16 protein-coding genes are annotated in these 17,503 nt (G+C 73.5%); 10 read left to right on the top strand and 6 right to left on the bottom strand.

Going from position 1 to position 17,503, the window contains the following annotated elements:
* The first annotated feature begins 34 nt into the window (after nucleotides 1-34).
* Nucleotides 35-1,387, top strand: a complete 1,353-nt coding sequence (locus J421_RS10590) for an aminotransferase class V-fold PLP-dependent enzyme (RefSeq protein ID WP_025411151.1) — start codon at nucleotides 35-37, stop codon at nucleotides 1,385-1,387.
* A 115-nt stretch (nucleotides 1,388-1,502) separates the two neighbouring features.
* On the opposite strand, the gene J421_RS33615 is transcribed toward J421_RS10590, so the two are convergent.
* On the bottom strand, nucleotides 1,503-2,195 hold the full coding sequence (locus J421_RS33615; RefSeq protein WP_025411150.1) for a PRC-barrel domain-containing protein: 693 nt from the start codon (nucleotides 2,193-2,195) through the stop codon (nucleotides 1,503-1,505).
* 143 nt (nucleotides 2,196-2,338) lie between these two features.
* On the opposite strand from J421_RS33615, the gene J421_RS10575 reads away from it, so the two are divergent.
* The 5 genes from J421_RS10575 to J421_RS10550 all read left to right on the top strand — a co-directional run bounded on the left by J421_RS10575 (nucleotide 2,339) and on the right by J421_RS10550 (nucleotide 7,590).
* Nucleotides 2,339-3,403 carry a patatin-like phospholipase family protein gene (locus J421_RS10575; RefSeq protein WP_025411149.1) on the top strand — a complete coding sequence of 355 codons (1,065 nt, stop codon included), beginning with the start codon at nucleotides 2,339-2,341 and terminating at the stop codon, nucleotides 3,401-3,403.
* 63 nt (nucleotides 3,404-3,466) lie between these two features.
* Nucleotides 3,467-4,354, top strand: coding sequence for a DUF1259 domain-containing protein (locus J421_RS10570; protein WP_025411148.1), 888 nt, complete (start codon nucleotides 3,467-3,469; stop codon nucleotides 4,352-4,354).
* Nucleotides 4,355-4,654: 300 nt separating this feature from the next.
* Nucleotides 4,655-5,611, top strand: coding sequence for an alpha/beta fold hydrolase (locus tag J421_RS10560; protein WP_025411147.1), 957 nt, complete (start codon nucleotides 4,655-4,657; stop codon nucleotides 5,609-5,611).
* 39 nt (nucleotides 5,612-5,650) lie between these two features.
* The gene (locus tag J421_RS10555) at nucleotides 5,651-6,430 is read left to right on the top strand and encodes a matrixin family metalloprotease (RefSeq protein WP_025411146.1); all 780 of its coding nucleotides are present in this window, start codon (nucleotides 5,651-5,653) and stop codon (nucleotides 6,428-6,430) included.
* Between the two features lie 110 nt (nucleotides 6,431-6,540).
* Nucleotides 6,541-7,590, top strand: a complete 1,050-nt coding sequence (locus tag J421_RS10550) for an NAD(P)/FAD-dependent oxidoreductase (protein WP_104022486.1) — start codon at nucleotides 6,541-6,543, stop codon at nucleotides 7,588-7,590.
* Here J421_RS10550 and J421_RS10545 read toward each other — a convergent pair.
* The 3 genes from J421_RS10545 to J421_RS10535 are packed head-to-tail and all read right to left on the bottom strand — an operon-like array spanning nucleotide 7,541 to nucleotide 10,138.
* Nucleotides 7,541-8,644 carry a PDZ domain-containing protein gene (locus J421_RS10545; protein ID WP_025411144.1) on the bottom strand — a complete coding sequence of 368 codons (1,104 nt, stop codon included), beginning with the start codon at nucleotides 8,642-8,644 and terminating at the stop codon, nucleotides 7,541-7,543. The genes J421_RS10550 and J421_RS10545 overlap by 50 nt on opposite strands.
* Complete coding sequence (locus J421_RS10540; RefSeq protein WP_148306254.1) at nucleotides 8,644-9,561, bottom strand: hypothetical protein; 918 nt, start codon at nucleotides 9,559-9,561, stop codon at nucleotides 8,644-8,646. Before J421_RS10540 ends, J421_RS10545 begins: the two co-directional genes overlap by 1 nt.
* Nucleotides 9,542-10,138 carry an RNA polymerase sigma factor gene (locus tag J421_RS10535; RefSeq protein ID WP_158508737.1) on the bottom strand — a complete coding sequence of 199 codons (597 nt, stop codon included), beginning with the start codon at nucleotides 10,136-10,138 and terminating at the stop codon, nucleotides 9,542-9,544. The genes J421_RS10540 and J421_RS10535 overlap by 20 nt, the downstream gene beginning before the upstream one ends.
* 9 nt (nucleotides 10,139-10,147) lie before the next feature.
* Between J421_RS10535 and J421_RS32715 the strand changes: the two genes are divergently transcribed.
* From J421_RS32715 to J421_RS10520, 4 genes are all read left to right on the top strand, one after another.
* Nucleotides 10,148-10,330, top strand: a complete 183-nt coding sequence (locus J421_RS32715; RefSeq protein ID WP_158508735.1) for a hypothetical protein — start codon at nucleotides 10,148-10,150, stop codon at nucleotides 10,328-10,330.
* A gap of 369 nt (nucleotides 10,331-10,699) precedes the next feature.
* The gene (locus J421_RS10530) at nucleotides 10,700-12,271 is read left to right on the top strand and encodes a serine hydrolase domain-containing protein (RefSeq protein WP_025411141.1); all 1,572 of its coding nucleotides are present in this window, start codon (nucleotides 10,700-10,702) and stop codon (nucleotides 12,269-12,271) included.
* Between the two features lie 64 nt (nucleotides 12,272-12,335).
* Nucleotides 12,336-12,683, top strand: a complete 348-nt coding sequence (locus tag J421_RS10525; protein WP_025411140.1) for a metal-sulfur cluster assembly factor — start codon at nucleotides 12,336-12,338, stop codon at nucleotides 12,681-12,683.
* 99 nt (nucleotides 12,684-12,782) lie between these two features.
* Nucleotides 12,783-15,068: a putative bifunctional diguanylate cyclase/phosphodiesterase gene (locus J421_RS10520; RefSeq protein ID WP_025411139.1), complete on the top strand. Its 2,286-nt coding sequence runs from the start codon at nucleotides 12,783-12,785 to the stop codon at nucleotides 15,066-15,068.
* Nucleotides 15,069-15,096: 28 nt separating this feature from the next.
* Here the strand turns inward: J421_RS10520 and J421_RS10515 are convergent, their stop codons facing one another.
* The gene (locus J421_RS10515; protein ID WP_025411138.1) at nucleotides 15,097-15,780 is read right to left on the bottom strand and encodes a signal peptidase II; all 684 of its coding nucleotides are present in this window, start codon (nucleotides 15,778-15,780) and stop codon (nucleotides 15,097-15,099) included.
* A 298-nt stretch (nucleotides 15,781-16,078) separates the two neighbouring features.
* Entirely contained in the window at nucleotides 16,079-17,314 is a 1,236-nt protein-coding gene (locus J421_RS10510; RefSeq protein WP_025411137.1) for a ribonuclease D, read from the bottom strand.
* Between the last annotated feature and the right edge of the window lie 189 nt (nucleotides 17,315-17,503).

The following is a 17,503-nucleotide window of genomic DNA, read 5'->3' as shown; positions in this document are numbered from 1 at the left end:
CTCTCGCATTCTCCCGGTCACCGGAGGAGAGACCGTGCTCCCGCGCTCCCGACACCCGCTCTCGCGGCGCGCGTTCGTGGGACGCGCCGCCGGCGCGCTCGGCACCACGTTAGGCACCGCGGTGGTGGCCGACTTTGGAACGCCTCGCCGGCGCGCCATCGCCGCCGCGGCGGACCGGCTGCGCCACGGCGCGCCCGCCGACGCGGCCGACGATGAGCAGTTCTGGCGCGAGGTGCGTGCCGCGTTCACGGTCGCGCCGTCCATCGTGAACCTCGATAACGGCAACGTCTCGCCGTCGCCGCGCGTCGTCACCGAGTCGCTCGTCCGTCACCTCGAGATGGAGCAGGACGCGCCGGTGCTGGTGCGCGACATGCTCGGCCCCGGCACCGCCAACCTCGCCCGCGAGCTCGCCGCGCTGCTCGGCTGCGCGCCGGAGGAGGTGGCCGTCACCCGCAACGCCACCGAGGCGCTGCACACCGTGCTGCTCGGCTACGACCTGCGCCCCGGCGACGAGGTGCTCACGACGACGCACGACTACTGGGCCATGCAGAACGCGCTCGACCAGCGCGCCGCGCGCGATGGCATCGTCGTGAAGCGCGTCGCCGTGCCGGTGCCCGCGGCATCCATGGAGCAGCTCCGCGAGACGATCGAAGGCGGCATGACACCGCGCACCCGTCTCGTGCTCGTGTCGCAGCCGGTGAACCTCACCGGGCAGTTCTTTCCCGTGAAGCAGATCTGCGAGATGGCGCACGCGCGCGGCGCCGACGTGGTCGTCGACGGCGCGCAGGGGTTCGCGCACGTCGACTTCAAGATCGCCGACCTCGGGTGCGACTACTACGCGGCCAGCCTCCACAAGTGGCTCATGGCGCCCATCGGCACCGGGCTGCTCTACGGGCGGCGCGACAAGCTCGCGAAGGTGTGGCCGCTCCTCCCCACCGCGCCGGCCGCGCCGAAGGACGTCGCGTGGAAGTTCATGGACATCGGCACACGCTCCATGGCGCCGTTCGTCGCGATCGGCGACGCGATGCACTTCCACGAGACGTTGGGCGCCGCGCGCAAGGAAGCGCGTCTGCGCTTCCTCACGCGCACCTGGGCCGACCGCCTCGCGAAGGTGCCGAAGGTGCGCTTCTCCACGAGCTTCGCGTCGCCCGAGATGAGCTGCGGGCTGGCGAGCTTCTCGCTCGACGGCGTGGACGACGACGCCCTGCAGCGCTTCCTGCGCGACCGGCTCGGCATCCTCGTGCAGAGCATCCGCTACGATCGCGCGTCGTTCCGCGGCGTCCGTGTCACGCCCAACGTCTACACGTCGCCGGCCGACCTCGACGCGTTCTGCGACGCCGTGGAGCGCGTCGCGGCGAAGGGCCTGCCACCGAGCGGGCGCTCCTGACGCGAAAGGGGCCCCGGGCATGACGCCCGGAGCCCCCCCGAGTCCCGAGTCCCGAGTCCCGAGTCCCGAGTCCCGAGTCCCGAGTCCCGAGTCCCGAGTCCCGAGTTCCGACGGTTCACCGCCGCCCGATCTGCCGGTCCGTCGGATCCGGACCCGGCCGCGACGCCGGGTTGCCGTCGATCCGGTCCTTGACGTTGTCCGCCGCGTCGACCACGCGGTCGGCGAGCCCGCTCGTCGTCGCGCGGTCGGCGGCGCCGGCGCCGGGCGCAGCCGCGCGCCGTGCGCCGAAGAACGACTTCTCGTCGTAGTACGGGTTCGCGTAGAAGTCCGCCGCGCGGTCGGCCGCCACGACGGGCCGCTCCACGCCGCGCGTCGTCTCCACGTCGCGCCGCGCCGCGTGCGGCCGCTCGTCGAGGAACTCGTGCAGCCGCTGCTCGTAGTCGCGCGACAGCTCACGCCGGTCGTACAGCGGCACGTCGCGCAGATCCGCGAGCGACAGGTTCACGATCACGTCGTCGCGGTCGTCGTCGAGCCGCGCCGCCCCGATCGGCACGAGCGCGTACTCGCGCCCACCCGCCTTCACGACCGCGTCGGCCACGTCGAACTCGAGGTAGCGCACCTGGCGCGAGCTCGTGTCGACGAGCAGGTCCTCCACCTTCCCCACCTTCGTGCCGTCGGCGAGCAGCACGTCCCAGCCTCGGGGATCGGGACGACCCTCCGGCAGCTTGAAGTCCTTGAGGTCCTTGGCGTGGACGAGTGCGCCGGTCGAGGACGCGTCGATGTCGCGGATGCGGTCATCATGTGCCATGTGACTCCCTCCGGGTGTGTTCGCCGCGCTCCGGCGCGGCGGGACCGGCGGCCGCAAGCCGTGTTCCCGCCCACGCCCCGACTGTGTCGCGCGTCACGCTGAATCGTTAGGCACTCGGCCGGGCGCGCCGCTACCTTCCGCCCGTGCCCTCGTCGCTCACGCTCCGCGCCGGCCCCGACGCGCTCGCCCTCGTCCGCGCGCGCGGCCTGCGCGCCGAGGACGTCGACGTCCTCCCCGCCGCGTCCGGGGGCGCGAAGTGGCTCGCCCTCGCCGGGCTCGATACGTGGCTGTTCGGCGACTTCCTCCGCGCGCCCCGCACGCGCCCGATGCACCTCATCGGCTCCTCGATCGGCAGCTGGCGCATGGCGTGCCTCGCGCAGCGCGACCCCGCCGCGGCGCTCGCGCGCGGTCACCACGCGTACGTGCACGAACAGCGCTATTCGCCGAAGCCGTCGCCGAGCGAGGTGAGCGCCGTGCTCACGCGCGCGCTCGACCGGCTGTTAGGCACCACCGGCGTCGACGAGATCCTCACCCACCCGTGGGCGCGCCTGCACGTCCTCACCGCGGCGGCGCGCGGGCTCGTCGCGAGCACCCGGCGCCTCGCGCTGTCCGCCGGCATCGCGCTCGCCGCCGCGGGCAACCTCGTGAGCCGCCGCACGCTCGCGCTCCAGATGCGGCGCGTCGTGTTCCACTCGTGCGGCGACGAGACGCCGTTCCGCCATCTCGCCGACCTGCCGACGACGCACGTCCCGCTCCGCCGCGCCAACCTCCACGCCGCGCTCCTCGCCTCCGGCTCCATCCCGCTGCTCATGGAGGGCGTGCACGTCCCCGACGCGCCCGCCGGCGTCTACTGGGACGGCGGGGTGCTCGACTACCACCTCGACCTCGACTTCGGCGCCGGCCCGGGCCTCGTGCTCTACCCGCACTTCTATGCGCACGTCGTCCCCGGCTGGTTCGACAAGTCGCTCCCGTGGCGTCGCGCCCGCGGCGACAACTTCCGCCGCGCGCTCCTCGTCGCTCCGTCGGACGCGTTCGTCGCGTCGCTTCCCGGCGGGAAGATCCCCGACCGTCGCGACTTCTACACGTTGTCCGAGTCGGAGCGCATCCGCCGTTGGCAGACCGCCGTCGACATGAGCGCCGCGCTCGGCCACGAGCTGCACGATCTCGTCGCCACCGGCCGCATCGCGGACTTCGTGCGGCCATGGTGACACTCGGTGTAGATCTCACGCGGCACCGTGTGAGATTCCCAGCGTCGATCCAAGGAGACCCGGATGCAGTGTCGATTCTCGCTCGTCTCGCTGATCTGCGTCGCCGCGGCCGCCCATGCCCAGCCCGCCCGCGACTGGGCCGCCGTCGATTCCGCGCTCGGCCGCAAGGGCGCCGCGCAGGCCGCGGGCGTGATGCGCTACGGCTTCCCGCGCAGCGACCTCCAGGTCACGGTGAACGGCGTTAGGCTCGCCCCCGCGCTCGCGCTCGGGAGCTGGCTCGCGTTCCGCGACGTCGGCGGCGGGAGCGTCATGGCCATGGGCGACCTCGTGATGCTCGAGGCCGAGGTCGGGCCCGTGATGCGCGCGCTGCAGGCCGGCGGCGTCGAGCAGACCGCGCTCCACAATCACGTGCTCGGCGAGTCGCCGCACGTCATGTACATGCACGTCTCCGCGCACGGCGATCCGGTGAAGATCGCCCGCACCGTGCACGACGCGCTCGCCCGCACCGGCACGCCCGCCGCGTCGCCGGCGCCTGCTACGCCGCCCGCGCTCGACCTCGACACCGCCGCGGTCGCCCGTACCCTCGGCGTCGCGGGCAAGGCGAACGGTGGCGTCTACCAGGTGAGCGTGCCGCGTCGCGAGACCATTCGCGAGGACGGCCACGAGGTGCCGCCGTCGATGGGCGTCGCCACGGCGATCAACTTCCAGCCGACGGGCAGCGGGCGCGCCGCGATCACCGGCGACTTCGTGCTCCGCGCCGCCGAAGTGAATCCCGTGATCCGCGCGCTGCACGGCGCCGGCATCGAGGTCACCGCGCTGCACAGCCACATGCTCGACGAGGAGCCGCGGCTGTTCTTCATGCACTTCTGGGCGAACGACGATGCGGCTGCGCTCGCGCGCGGGCTACGGAACGCGCTCGACCATATGGCGGTACGAACCGCGGGTCGCTAACGGGATGCGGGGCACGAAATGGTTTGCGCTCCACGTAACATCGTGCCACTGTAAGACTCGCCGGTGACGTGGCGCACGCGCCGCACCGGATCCCGCCCGCTCGCCCCCGCACGACAACACGCCCTCGCTCCAGCCGCCGCCGCGCTCCAGTGCACGGCGGCCGCCCGCCGTACGCGTCCCGCAGGTGATCGTCCCGCAGGTGATCGTCCCGCAGGTGATCGTCCCGCAGGTGATCGTCCCGCAGGTGATCGTCCCGCCCTAGATCGTCCCGCCGTAGATCGTCCCGCCGCATCCGCCTCCGTGTCCACGAGTCGCGAGCGCTTCCTCGCCTTCCGCAAGAGCCTCGGGCATCCCCCGCGGCTCGCGCGCCATCACGTGCGCGCGCGTGGGCTGGAGTTCGCCGTGTTCACGTCGCCGCCGGTGCCCGACACGCTGCCGCTCGTGTGCGTGAACGGCGGGCTGCTCTACGACCATCGGATCCTCTGGCCGGCGCTCGCGCCGCTCGCCGCGCACCGCCAGGTCGTGCTCTACGACCAGCGCGGCCGCGGTGCGAGCCAGGCGCCCCCGGGCGTCCGTGCCGCCCGCATCGAGCACGACGGCGGCGACCTCCCCGCGATCCGCGAGGCGCTCGGCATCGACCGGTGGGACGTGCTCGGGCACTCGTGGGGCGGGGGGATCGCGATGCTGGGTGTTCTTCAGGATCAGCCGGCCACGCGCCGCCTCGTCCTCGTCGACCCCGTGGGCGCGGCGAGCGAGTGGCTCCCCGGACTGCACGACGCGGCGCTCGCGTACCTCGCGGAGTGCAATCCCGCGGCGCACGACGCGCTCGCCGCGTTCGACCCCACCGGCCTCACCGAGCCCGACCCACGGTTTCATAGCGCGTACGCCCGCGCCTACTACCCGGCGTGGTTCGCCGACCAGGCGCTGGCGACGCTGTTCGTCCCACCCCGAACCTCGAGCGGGACCGGCGCCGTCGTGGCCGCCCGGCTCCGGCGCGACGGGTACGATTGGCGCGAGCCGCTGCGTGCCCTTTCCGTCCCCTCGCTCGTCATCCATGGCGAGCGGGATCTGATCCCCGTGGCGCAGTCGCGCCGCACCGTCGGTCTCCTCCCGCACGCCCGCCTCGAGCTCGTCGCGAACGCCGGCCACATGCCGTTCTGGGAAGCCCCCGAGCGGTTCTTCGGCCTGGTGAACGCGTTCCTCGGCACGACCGCGCTCTCCCCCGCTCCCTCCTCGCTCGTCCCCACCCCGAGGTAGCTCGCGCCGCTGCCTCGCGCCCCCCGCCGCGCGCCCCACATGAAGCGAATCGAGCACACGCTGGTCGCCTTGGTCGGTACGCTCGCCCTGTTCGTCGGGACGGAGTCGTATCGCACCGCGGAGTCTGCGCACAAGACGCAGCTCTCGTCGTCGGGCACCGTCGCGCCGCTGTCGCCCGCCTCGCCCACCGTGCACCGGCCGAGCGCCGCCGCGACCGCCGAGCTCCCGCTCAGCGTCCGCCGCATGCGCCGCGACGACGTGCGCGAGCGGCTGCAGGCGAACGAGGCGGGGACCTACATCGGCGAGGTCCTGCTCGACCGCGACTCCGCGCTCGCCCGCTGGCCCGACCGCGTGGAGCGCCCGCTCCGCATCTGGATCGGGAATGGCCGCGGGATGCCCGGCTGGCAGCCCGGCTTCGAGAACGAGGTGCGCATCGCGTTCAACACGTGGGGCACCGTCGGCATCCCGGTCAACTTCGAGCTCGCGCCCGACTCCGCGCACGCCGACGTCCACGTGAAGTGGATCGACCGCTTCAACGAGCCGATCAGCGGCAAGACCGTCTGGTCGCGCGACGACAGCTGGTGGATCGTCGACGGCGACATCACGATCGCGCTGCACCACCGCGACGGCGACCCGCTCGACGCCCCGCAGATCCGCGCCATCGCGCTCCACGAGATCGGCCACCTGCTCGGCCTCGACCACACGACCGATCCGACGAACATCATGGCGCCGCGCGTCCGCGTCCGTGAGCTCTCCACCGCCGACCAGGCCACCATCCGGCTGATCTACTCCGTCCCGGCGGGCAAGATCACGGGCTGACGCCTGAGGGCAGGAGGGCAGGAGGGCAGGAGAGTCCGAAGCTCTCCTGCCCTCCTGCCCTCCTGCCCTCGCCCTCCCGGGGCACGGTCCCTGCCCCCGCGCTGGGGACAATGTCCGACGAAATCTTCGATGTGGCCATCGTTGGCGGCGGACCCGCCGGCCTGTCCGCCGCCATCTGGCTCGGCCGCTACCTCCACCGCGTCGTCCTCGTCGACTCCGGCGACCCACGCAACTGGGAGACGAACGGCATCAACGGGTACCTGGGGCTCCCCGGCGTGCGGCCGGCCGAGCTGCGGCGGGCCGGACGCGAGGAGGCGCGGCAGTACGGCGCCACGCTGATCGACGGGTTCGTCGTCACCATCCGCGCGGAGGGCGACGCGCGGTTCGTCGTCGAGTACGATCCGCTGCCGGCCACGAAGGCGCGCGAGGACCGCGCCGGCCCCGGCACCCCCCGCGCCCCCGACGACAACGCGCCGCGCCCGTGCACCACGGCGCTCGTCGCGCGACGCCTCCTCCTCTGCATCGGGATCAAGGACGTGTGGCCGCGCATCCCGGGGCTCAGCCAGGTCTACGGCGACCGCGCCCACGTCTGCCCCGACTGTGACGGCTACGACGCGCGCGGCAAGAAGACCGTCGTCATCGGCAAGGGACGCAAGGCCGTCGGCATGGCGCTCAACCTCACGACGTGGACGCGCGACATCACCGTCTGCACCGACGGGATGGACCCCGAGCTCGACGACTATCTCGCCGGCAAGCTCGCCGCGTTGGACATCCCGCTCGAGTCGGCGCCCGTCGAGCGGGTGAACCTGCGCGAGGGCAACCTCCGCTCGCTGCTGTTCGCCGACGGGCGCACGCTCGGCTGCGAGAAGATCTTCTTCGCCATCGGCCAGTACCCGGCCGACGACCTCGGTGCGCAGCTCGGCTGCGAGCGCGACGAGGACGGGCGCATCCTCATCGACACCGCGCACCACACGTCGGTCTACAACGTGTTCGCCGCCGGCGACATCGCGCCGGGCCCGCAGCTCGGCGTTCGCGCGGCCGCCGGCGGCGCCGTCGCCGCGCTGGCCATCCACAAGTCGCTCGTGCCGGAGGAGCGGAAGCTCCAGCCGCTCACCAGCGCAGGATCACCTCGCGCGTCTTCCCCTTCCGCTCGACCTTGAGCGGCACCGCGCGGTCGTCGCGGCTCCGGAGCAGCGCCCGCTGCACCACCAGCGGCGTCGTCGCGGCGACGCCGTCGGCCAAGAGGATCACGTCCCCCGACCGCAGCCCTGCCTCGCTCGCCGGCGTCCCCTCGGCCACCCGCAGCACGAGCACGCCGCTCTTCGCACCGACCACCGCACGCAGGTCGTCGTCCATCGCCATGAGTTGCGCGCCGGCCACCGCCGACGGCCCGCTCCCGCCGAAGCCGAGCACGAACGGCGTCATGGCGAGTGGTGCCCCGGTCACCACATTCGCCTCGCTCTCGCCGTTCGGGGTGCGTCGCGCCGTGCGCAGCCGCGTCGCGACCGGCGGCGCCTCGGGCACGCGCGGCAGCGCCACGCCCGGCGCGCCCGGCTGCCCCGGGCTGACGACGACGTAGCTGAAGCCGGTCCCGGTGCCGCCCGCGCCGGTGCCGCCCTGCGTGAACACGCGTGCGATCGCCGTCGACGGCCGCCGCCCCACGACGAGCGGCAGCACGAGCGGCCGCCCGTCGCGGCGCACGGTCACGCGTACCGTGGTGTCCGGCACGAGCAGCCGGTCGAGCGCGATCTCCTCCGCCTCGCGCAGGTCGATGTCGTTGTACGCGACGATCGTGTCCCCCGCCTCGAGCCCCGCTCGCTGCGCCGGCGAGGCCGGCTCCACGCTCACCACCACCGGATAGTCGCAGTAGCGCACGTGGAGCCCGTCGGACGCGAGCCGCTCCTCGCGGATCTCCGACGTGAAGACCCCGAGCCAGCCGCGCGAGAACGTGAGCCGCATGCGTTGCTGGGCCGCGGCAGGCGGCGTGCTCCCGGCCCGCGCCGCGATCACTTCCTGCGTCTCGAGCAGCCGTCGTACGTTGGCCATGAGCGTGTCGGCGGCCACCGGCGCCGTGCGCCGCGGGTGGAGCATCATCCCCGCCCGCTCGCACGCCGCCGTCATCGTCGTGGCCTGCGCCGCGCCCGGCGTGGGCACGACGCCCGCGCCCGCCGCGATCGCGACGCTCCAGATCAGGATCCGCTTCGAGGTCCGCATCAGTAGGCGTTCAGCCGCATGCTGGCCGGCAGCGCGCGCCCGAGCTGGCGCAGCGTCGACTCCCGGACGTCGGCGGCGGTGAGATAGTACTGGTTCAGCACCGGGTCCTGCGGCGCCTCGTGCAGCGCCTCGCGGAACCGCGGCAGCACCTCGTCGAGCGCGGCGAGACGCGCCCTCAGCGTCTGCGGCGAGCCGCCGATCGTCGACGAGTCGTGGTCCGCCAGCCAGGCGCTCGCCCGCTGGTAGTCGCGCTGCGCGCGCGTCAGCACGCCGAGGGCGTCCTGCACGCTGCGGAAGCTCGTCGCCTCGTCGGCGCGCGACGCGAGGTGCGCCTCCGCCTCGCCGTAGACCGGCAGCGAGCTGGAGAGACCGCGCGACGGCTGCGGCGCGGCCGGCGCCGGCGCGGCCGACGTCGTGGTGTCGCCCGTCGCGGGCGCCGGGGCGGACGTCGCCGCGGCGACCTGCGTCGCCGGCGCCGTCGCCGTCCGCGGCGCGGCTGGCCCGACGGCGACGACCGTCGGCGCCGTGAACCGGCCGAGCGCGGCCCCGCCGACGAGGAGCGCGACCGAGGCCGCGGCGCGTCGCCAGAACGTCGGCCCGAGGGCCGCGATGTCGCGCAGGCGGCCGCCGTGGGCCGGCTCGCGCGTCGATGGCGCAGACGCGTCGGCCGGGGAGCGGATGAGCCCCTCGGCCCGGAGCGACGCGGAGAGAGAATCCCAGGAGTTCAGGGGCGGCGCGACCGCCGCGAGGTCGGGGACCAGCCCGGCCGTGCCTTCTCGTCGCGCCAGCGCCAGGAGCTCCACGAACGCGTCGCGCTCCCGACGGCACGCCACGCACGAGGCGATGTGTGCCGCCTCCTCCGTCGTGGGTGTCTCGTCGGCCAGAGCGGCGAGGCGGTCAGTATCCAGGTGCTGCATGGGGAGCGAATGAATGACGGATGGTGTGCGCGCCCGGAGGGGTTGCCGTTCGAGCGCGCGGCGGCGCGAGGCCGTCGGTCGGGGTCCCGTGTCCCCCCGAGCCGTCCACCAGATGCGCGAGCAGCCGCCGAAGCTTCGCGCGGGCCTTGAACAGCTGCGACTTCGAGCCGCCTGCGGTGATGCCGAGCGACTCGGCGATCTCCTCGTGCGTGTAGCCCTCGACGTCGTGCAGCATGAACACCTGTCGAGCCCCCGGCGAGAGCTGTCGCGCCGCCTCCTCGATCGACGACGCGAGCAACGCCCGCTCGCTGTCCGGGTCCACCGCCAGCGCCTGCGCCACCGAGCCCACCGGCTGATCGTCGGTCGCCTCGTCGAGCGACGTCTCCACCTTGCCGGTGCGCCGCAGCCGGCGCAGCGCGTTCAACGTCCGGTTCACCGCCACCCGATGGATCCACGTGCCGAACTGCGAGTCGCCTCGCCACGTGGGGAGCGCCCGGAAGATCTGGATCCACACGTCCTGCGCCACGTCCGCCGCCGCGTCGGGATCGCCGACGAGCCGACGAACGACGGCGTCCACGTGGGGCGCGTGTCGCGTCCAGAGCATCCGCATCGCCCGCTCGTCGCCATCGATGGCGCGCCGGACCAGAAGCTGATCGGAGTCCATGTGCAGTTCCTTGGTCACGTGGACGCCTACGAACGGTTTACCGGCCTGGTTACGCGGCGCTGGTGCGGCGGCGCTGATGAATCGGCGCTGGCGCGGCGGCGCTGAAAACGCGCGGGATCAGCGCCGCCTCACCGGCACCGCCCCCGCCAGCGCCGATGGATCAGCGCCGCAGTCGAGGTGTAAGGTAGGCACGCGTGATGCGCATCACATGTTTCGGCGTGACCGGTTGCTCGCAGTCTCGTCTTGACCCGTGGTACGTGTGCCACCATATACCGCCCTTCCCGCCGGTAGCCCGGACAGGTCGGGATCGGGCGCCATGACGGTACTGGTGCCGGGTCCTGACACGTTCGCCCGCCCCTTTCGCGTATAGCTCGACAACCGTCGCTGGCCCGTGCCGGTGACTTGCGCGGTCGTGCCCCCGTCCTATATGGATGAGGCAGCACGTCCGTCCGTCGTAGAGGAGTCCTCACTCACGTGCCCCGCATCCACGCCGCCGTCGTAGCCGCCGCACTCGGTGCGTCCTCGGCCTTCGGGATCTCCGCGAACGCCGCTCGCGGCGCGCGCGCCGACGCCCTGGCCGGGCTGCACGCGGCCGTCGGGCGCGCGGGGGCGTTCGTCGCCACCGTCGCCGGCCGCGACGCCGCGTCGTCGGACGGGCTCCCGCTCGCGAAGGACGTCTCCGCGGTCGGCATGTCGTCCGAGCGCCTGGCGACCGTGTCGCGCATCGTCCAGCGCGGCATCTCCGCGGGCGGCTACCCGGGCGCGTCGGCCATCATCGGCCGGCGGGGCTACGCGGTCCTCAAGCGCGGCTTCGGCCGCCTGAGCTGGTCGAGCGAGAGCCCCGAGGTCGACCTGCACTCGATCTACGACCTGGCCTCGCTCACGAAGGTCGTCGGCACCACGACGGCGCTCATGGTGCTCTACGACGAGGGGAAGATCGATCTCGACGCCCCCGTCCGTCAGTACCTGCCGGCGTTCTCCGGCGGCATGAAGGACCGCGTCACCATCCGCCAGCTCCTCACGCACCACGCCGGGCTCCCGCCGGGCCGCGACCTGTGGCGCACCGCGCACTCCCCCGAGGAGGCGCGCGAGCAGGTGCTCGCCACGCCGCTCATCTGCCGCCCGGGCGACTGCTACGAGTACTCCGACCTCGGCGCCGACATCCTCGGCTTCGTCGTCGAGACGGTCGCCGGCGAGCGGATGGACAAGTTCCTCGAGAAGCGCGTGTACGGTCCGCTCGGCATGACCGACACGTACTTCCTGCCGCCCGCGTCGGTCCGCTGGCGCACGGCGCCCACCGAGGTGAGCCCGCCCCGCGGCTACCCCCTGAAGGGCGAGGTGCACGACGAGAACGCGTACGCGCTCGGCGGCGTCGCCGGCCACGCGGGGCTGTTCAGCACCGCCGCCGACCTGTCGATCTACGCGCAGATGATGATCAACGGCGGCGAGTACGGCGGCGTGCGCGTCATCGCCGACTCCACCGTGAAGCTGTTCACCCGCCGCGAGGCCGGCACCCGCGCCCTCGGCTGGGACACGTGCAACAACCGCGGGAGCTGCGGCAGCCTGATGGGCGCCTCGGCCTACGGCCACACGGGCTTCACCGGCACGTCGCTGTGGGTCGACCCGGATCGCGACCTGTTCGTCATCCTGCTCACGAACCGCGTCCACGCGGCGAAGGCGCAGCGCCCGGCGAAGGTCATCGCCGACGTCCGCGCCGACCTCTCCGATGCGGCCGAGCTGGCGGTCGTCGACTCGCCCGATGGGCCGCACGCGATGCCGGCGGCATTCCGCGTCGACGAGAAGAGCGGCTGGACGAAGCCGAAGGCGACGCGCTCGAAGTCGTACGGCAAGTCGAAGCACTCGACCGCGAAGTCGTCGAAGTCGAAGGGCAAGAGCAGCCCCTCGGCCAAGTCCAAGTCGAGCGCGAAGAGCAAGTCCTCGGCGAAGCACAGCGCGAGCGGGTCGTCCTCGAGCAGGTCATCGAGCAAGGCGAAATCGAGCAAGGCGAAGACGAGCACGGCGAAGAAGACGACGGGGCGGCGCTGAGCCGCCCCTTTCGCTTCGCCCCCTTCTCCGTCGAAGTTCCGGGGAGCCCCCGACAGGAGCCCCCATGCCCGACGACATCGCCACGCCGCCCCCTCCCGCCGCGGACGCGCCGGCCGGCGTCACGCTCGATCAGGTCCGCCTCGCGCTGCGGCGCGTGAAGGACCCGGAGCTGAACCTCAACATCGTCGACCTCGGCCTCGTCTACGACATCGCCGTCGACGCCGCGGTCGTCACGATCGACATGAGCCTCACGTCGCCCGGATGCCCTTCCGGCCCGGAGATCATGTCGGAGGCGGAGCGGCAGGTGCGCTCCCTGCCCGGCGTCGAGGACGTCGTGATGAACCTCGTGTGGACGCCGCCCTGGTCGCCCGAGCGGATCGAGCCCCGCGTGCGCGCGTACCTCGGCTTCTAGGCGGGATCCCCCGGACCCGCGCGACTTCAGGAACGGGAGGGAGCGGCCGATCCTCAGAGGACCGGCCATCGTCTCGACAGCTCCTCGCACCCGTCGGTCGTGCCCGATCCGTCGCCTGCCAACGTTCCACGCTTCCAGACGAGCTTCGCGGCACGGCTCGTCGTGCTCTCGCTGCTCGTCGCCGCCGTCGCGTCGCGCGGAGCGCGACACACGGCCAGGCGGATGCGCGCGGCGCGGGGGCGAGCACGCCGCGCGTGGCTCGGCGTGGTGGGGCGTGGTCGCTACGCGGCGCTCGTCGAGACGCTGCGCCGCAGCGAGGCCCGCTTCCGCGCCGTCTCCGAGGCGGCCACCGACGCGATCGTCTCGACGGACTGGCAGAACCGCATCGTCTTCTGGAACGCCGCCGCGACGCGGATGTTCGGCTACGCCGAGGCGGAGGCGATGGGCCAGCCGCTCGCCCGGCTCATCCCCACCACGACGCACGGCACGCGTACGCCCAGCCCGATGTGGCAGGGCGGCCACACCGCCCCCACGCTCGTCGGCCGCACGGTGGAGCTGGAGGCGACGCGACGCGATGGCACCGCGTTCCCGATCGAGCTGTCGCTGAGCAGCTGGTACGCGGACGGCGCGCTGTACTTCACGAGCATCATCCGCGACGTCACCGCCCGCCACCGCGCCCAGGAAGCGGTGCGCGAGAGCGAGCTCCGGCACCGTCAGCTCGTCGAATGCTCGCCGGAGTGCATCGTGGTGCACGCCGCCGGCGTGATCCTGTTCGCGAACCCGGCCGCGGCGGAGCTGCTCGGCGTCCGCGGCGCGTACGAGCTGGTGGGGCGCCGGCTGCTGAAGGTCGTGCACCCCGACTCGCGCGACGAGGTCCGCGAGCGGATCGCGCGCGCCCCGGACTCGAGATCCGGCGCGCAGCTCGGCGAGTTCCGGATGCTCACCGCCGACGGGCGCACGCTGGAGGTGGAGACGTCGTCCGTGGCGGTGGTGCACGACGGTCGCCGCGCGGTGCAGACGCACGTGCGCGACGTGACGCCGCGCAAGGCGCTCGAGCGGCAGCTCGTGCACGAGGCGTTTCACGATCCGCTCACCGGGCTCGCCAACCGGGTGCTGTTCCGGAACCGCGTCGAGCACGCGCTCGCCCGCGCATCGCGCACCGGCCCACGCCCGGTGGTGCTGTTCCTCGACCTCGACGACTTCAAGCGCGTCAACGACGGCTGGGGACACGCCGCCGGCGACCGGCTGCTCGTGCAGGTGGCGTCGCGCCTCCGCGCCACGCTGCGCGACGTCGACACGTGCGCGCGGCTCGGCGGCGACGAGTTCGCGGTGCTGCTCGACGAGCCCGCGGGCGCCGAGTCGCCGCTGCTCTCGGGGGCCGCGCACGTCGCCGAGCGCATCGTCGCGTCGCTCGGCGAGCCGGTGGAGTGCGACGGCGTCGCGCTCGAGGTGGGCGTCAGCATCGGGATCGCCGCCGCCGCAGCCGCGGACGGCGCGGACGAGCTGCTCCGCAACGCGGATCTCGCGATGTACCGCGCGAAGGCGGCGGGCAAGGGACGCTACGAGGTGTTCGAGCCGGCGATGCACGCGGCCGTGCGCGAGCGGCTGGAGCTCGAGGCGGATCTGCGCCGTGTCGTGGCGAACGAGTGCCGCGATCTCGTCGTCCACTACCAGCCGATCGCGGCGCTCGCGGGCAGGCGGCTGCACGGGTTCGAGGCGCTGGTGCGCTGGCGCGATGCGCGGCGCGGGTTCGTGCCGCCGCTGGCGTTCATCCCGCTGGCCGAGGAGACGGGGCTCATCGTGGCGATCGGCCGCCACGTGCTGGAGACCGCGTGTCGCGACGCGCGCGGCTGGCAGGATCGCCTCGGCCGCCCGCTCTCGATCACCGTGAACCTCTCGGCGCGTCAGCTGCTCGAGCCGGACCTGCCGCGCGTGGTCGCCGCGGCGCTGTCCGACTCGGGGATCGCGCCGGAGTCGCTCGTGCTCGAGATGACCGAGAGCATGCTGATCGACGACACCGAGAGCACGCTCGGCCGCGTGCGCGCGCTCAAGGCGCTCGGTGTCCGCCTCGCGATCGACGACTTCGGGACGGGCTTCTCGTCGCTCGCCTACCTGGAGCGCTTCCCGGTCGATCTACTGAAGATCGACAAGCGGTTCGTCGACCGCGTCGGCAGGGAGCACGACGAGTCGCCGCTGGCGCGCGCGATCCTGGGCCTCGGCGCCGCGCTCGGCATGCGCGTCGTCGCCGAAGGGATCGAGACGGAGGCGCAGTGGACGCGACTGCGGGAGCTCGGCTGCGAGCTCGGGCAGGGGTACTATCTCGCGCGACCCGCAGGCCTCGACGACGTGGAGCGGCTGCTCGACGCGGAGCTCGCGCGCGGCTGACGCGCCGGGCGCCCTGCACCGCCCGCAGTCAACGCACGCGGGCATGGGCCGCCTCCCGCCGCGCGGCGCGCGCGAGCACCAGCGTCGTCCAGGCGAGCAGCGCCAGCCCGACGGCGAGCGCCACGTCGGCGACGTTGAGCACCCACGCCGCGCCGTTGCCGTGCGAGAACGCGATGAAGTCGGCGACCCCGCGGTCGTCGCTCACCAGGCTCGCCATGTTGCCGAGCCCCGCGCCGACGATCAGCGCCGCGGCGACCCACGCGCGGCGATGCAGCCGCGTGAGCGACGGCACGATCATCACCATCAGCGCGACGACGACGCCCGTGCCGAGGAAGTTCAGGTCGCGCGTGTGCGCGCCGAGCGACACGCCGCCGGCGGACGCGCGGTTGTAGTGCAGCGCGAGCGCCACGCCGTCGACGAGCCGCACGGCGCGCGTGGCGAGCGCCGACGTCGCCCACGCCTTCGTCGCGAGGTCCGCGGCGACGACCGCGGCGACGACGGGAAAGAAGCGCGCGGCGAGCGCCCGCTCGGACAGTCGAGCCTCGACGTCCGGCTCCGTGGGCTCCACGGGCTCCGCGCGCTGCGGCTCCCGGTGCACCGGGATGGGCACCGTACGCTCCACGGCGCGGTCGCCGCGCTCGACGCGGGACGGGCGGCGGCGGGCGCCGTCGCGGCGGCGGAGGTGGGGCTCGATCGGAGTCACGGGCGTCATGGCGTCGGCGAGTGAGTCGGTGGCACCACCGGAGGGCACGCTTCGTTCCGCGCGCGGCGGCCCGCCGCGCGGCGCGACGCGACGCGCCTAACGATCTGCGCGGCAACGTCTTGCCTCGGACAGGCGCGGTCCGCGCCCGGTGTGGCCATCGCGCGACGACCGACGGATGTGTGGCGCGCACCCGACGGGTGCAGCGGCGGCGCCACACCGCGCGTCGTTTCGGTTAGGAGCGGACCTTCGCGCCGTGCGACCCTGGGCGAAGGGGGGGGAGCCCCCCCTGGGACCTAGGGACCGCGCGTCACTCGTCGCGGTACGGCGACCGATCCGCGTTGCCGACCGTCGCCGACGTCGCGTCGACCTCGCGCAGCGCGCGCAGCATCGCCGCGCCGAGGACGTCGATCTGCCAGCGGCGCAGATCGGGCACTTCCGCGAGCTCCTCGAGCGAGCGCGGGTTGCGCCGCGCGACGGCCTCCAGCCGCTCGCGCGGGCACAGCACGCCCGGGTCGAGCGCGAGCCGCTGCGCCGCCTCCTCGCGCACGGAGCGCAGGCGGCTCACGCGCGCGTCGAACTCCGGGTCGCGGTCCCACCGCGGCGCGCGCGGATAGCGGGGCAGCTCCGCATCGGGCACCGCGAGGCCGCGCCGCACGGCGCCGAGGATCTCGTTGCCGCGCCCCTCGAGCGACCCGCGCGGCACGCCCTTGATCGCGCCGAGCTCCTCGCGCGACTGCGGGGCGCGGCGAGCGACGTCGAACAGGACGTCGTTGCTCGCCACGCGGAACGTCGCGCGATCGAGCTCGCGCGCCACGCCGTCGCGCCACGTCACGAGCTCGCGGAGCAGCGCCAGCTCGCGCCGCGACAGGTCGCGCGCGCCTTTCAGCCGCATGAACCCCGTCGCCGGATCCTCCGGCTCCCATCGCGTTCCCTCGAGCCGCGCGAACTCCTCCTGCGCCCACGCCAGCCGGCCGCTTCGCTCGAGCTGCTCGCGCAGCCGGTCGCGCAGCCCGAGCAGCCAGCGCGTGTCCTGCGCCGCGTAGTCGAGCATGTCGTCGGTGAGCGGGCGCATCGACCAGTCGGCGCGCTGGTGCTTCTTGTCCAGCTTGAGGCCGAACTCGCGCTCGAGCAGCGCGGCGAGGCCGAACGCCTTGATGCCGAGGAGCTGCGCGGCGAGCCGCGTGTCGAACAGGTGCGTCGGACGCCAGCCGTAGTCCTGGTGCAGCAGCCGCAGGTCGTAGTCGGCGTCGTGGAACACCACCTCGACCGCCGGATCCTCGACGACGCGGCCGAGCGCGGGCAGGTTGCCGGCGGAGAGCGGATCGACGATCGCGCTACGCTCCGCGTTGCCGACGCGCGCCGTGAGCTGCAGCAGGTAGATGCGGTCGACAAAGCGGTGGAAGCTCGCCCCCTCGGTGTCGATCGCTATCTCGCGCGTCGTCTGGATCGACTCGAGGAACGCGTCCGTCTCGGCGGGCGTGTCGAGGTAGGCGACCGCGGCCTCGGTGGCGCTCGCGGCGTTCTGGGAGATGGTTCGGGCCACGGCGGCGGATGTCGAGGTCGGGCGGGTCGTCGGAGCGGGTTAATCTAGCGGTGCCGCGCATGACGGCGGCGTGCATCACGCGATGGGCGTGCCGCCCGCTCCGACGACCGGGCACCCGCCTTGCTCCGCCACCGCGCCGGCATGCCACACGAACCCGAGACCACACCCGCCCGCTCTCCGGGAGCGGCC

This window comes from Gemmatirosa kalamazoonensis (assembly GCF_000522985.1).
Classification (GTDB): domain Bacteria; phylum Gemmatimonadota; class Gemmatimonadetes; order Gemmatimonadales; family Gemmatimonadaceae; genus Gemmatirosa; species Gemmatirosa kalamazoonensis.
This window is presented reverse-complemented; position numbering and strand designations above follow the sequence as displayed.

Coding starts and splice junctions, on each gene's coding strand:
- J421_RS10570 (WP_025411148.1), top strand. CDS start 3,467: ATGCAGTGTCGATTCTCGCTCGTCTCGCTGATCTGCGTCGCCGCGGCC.
- J421_RS10540 (WP_148306254.1), bottom strand. CDS start 9,561: ATGCAGCACCTGGATACTGACCGCCTCGCCGCTCTGGCCGACGAGACA.
- J421_RS10525 (WP_025411140.1), top strand. CDS start 12,336: ATGCCCGACGACATCGCCACGCCGCCCCCTCCCGCCGCGGACGCGCCG.
- J421_RS33615 (WP_025411150.1), bottom strand. CDS start 2,195: ATGGCACATGATGACCGCATCCGCGACATCGACGCGTCCTCGACCGGC.
- J421_RS10515 (WP_025411138.1), bottom strand. CDS start 15,780: ATGACGCCCGTGACTCCGATCGAGCCCCACCTCCGCCGCCGCGACGGC.
- J421_RS10550 (WP_104022486.1), top strand. CDS start 6,541: ATGTCCGACGAAATCTTCGATGTGGCCATCGTTGGCGGCGGACCCGCC.
- J421_RS10555 (WP_025411146.1), top strand. CDS start 5,651: ATGAAGCGAATCGAGCACACGCTGGTCGCCTTGGTCGGTACGCTCGCC.
- J421_RS10545 (WP_025411144.1), bottom strand. CDS start 8,644: ATGCGGACCTCGAAGCGGATCCTGATCTGGAGCGTCGCGATCGCGGCG.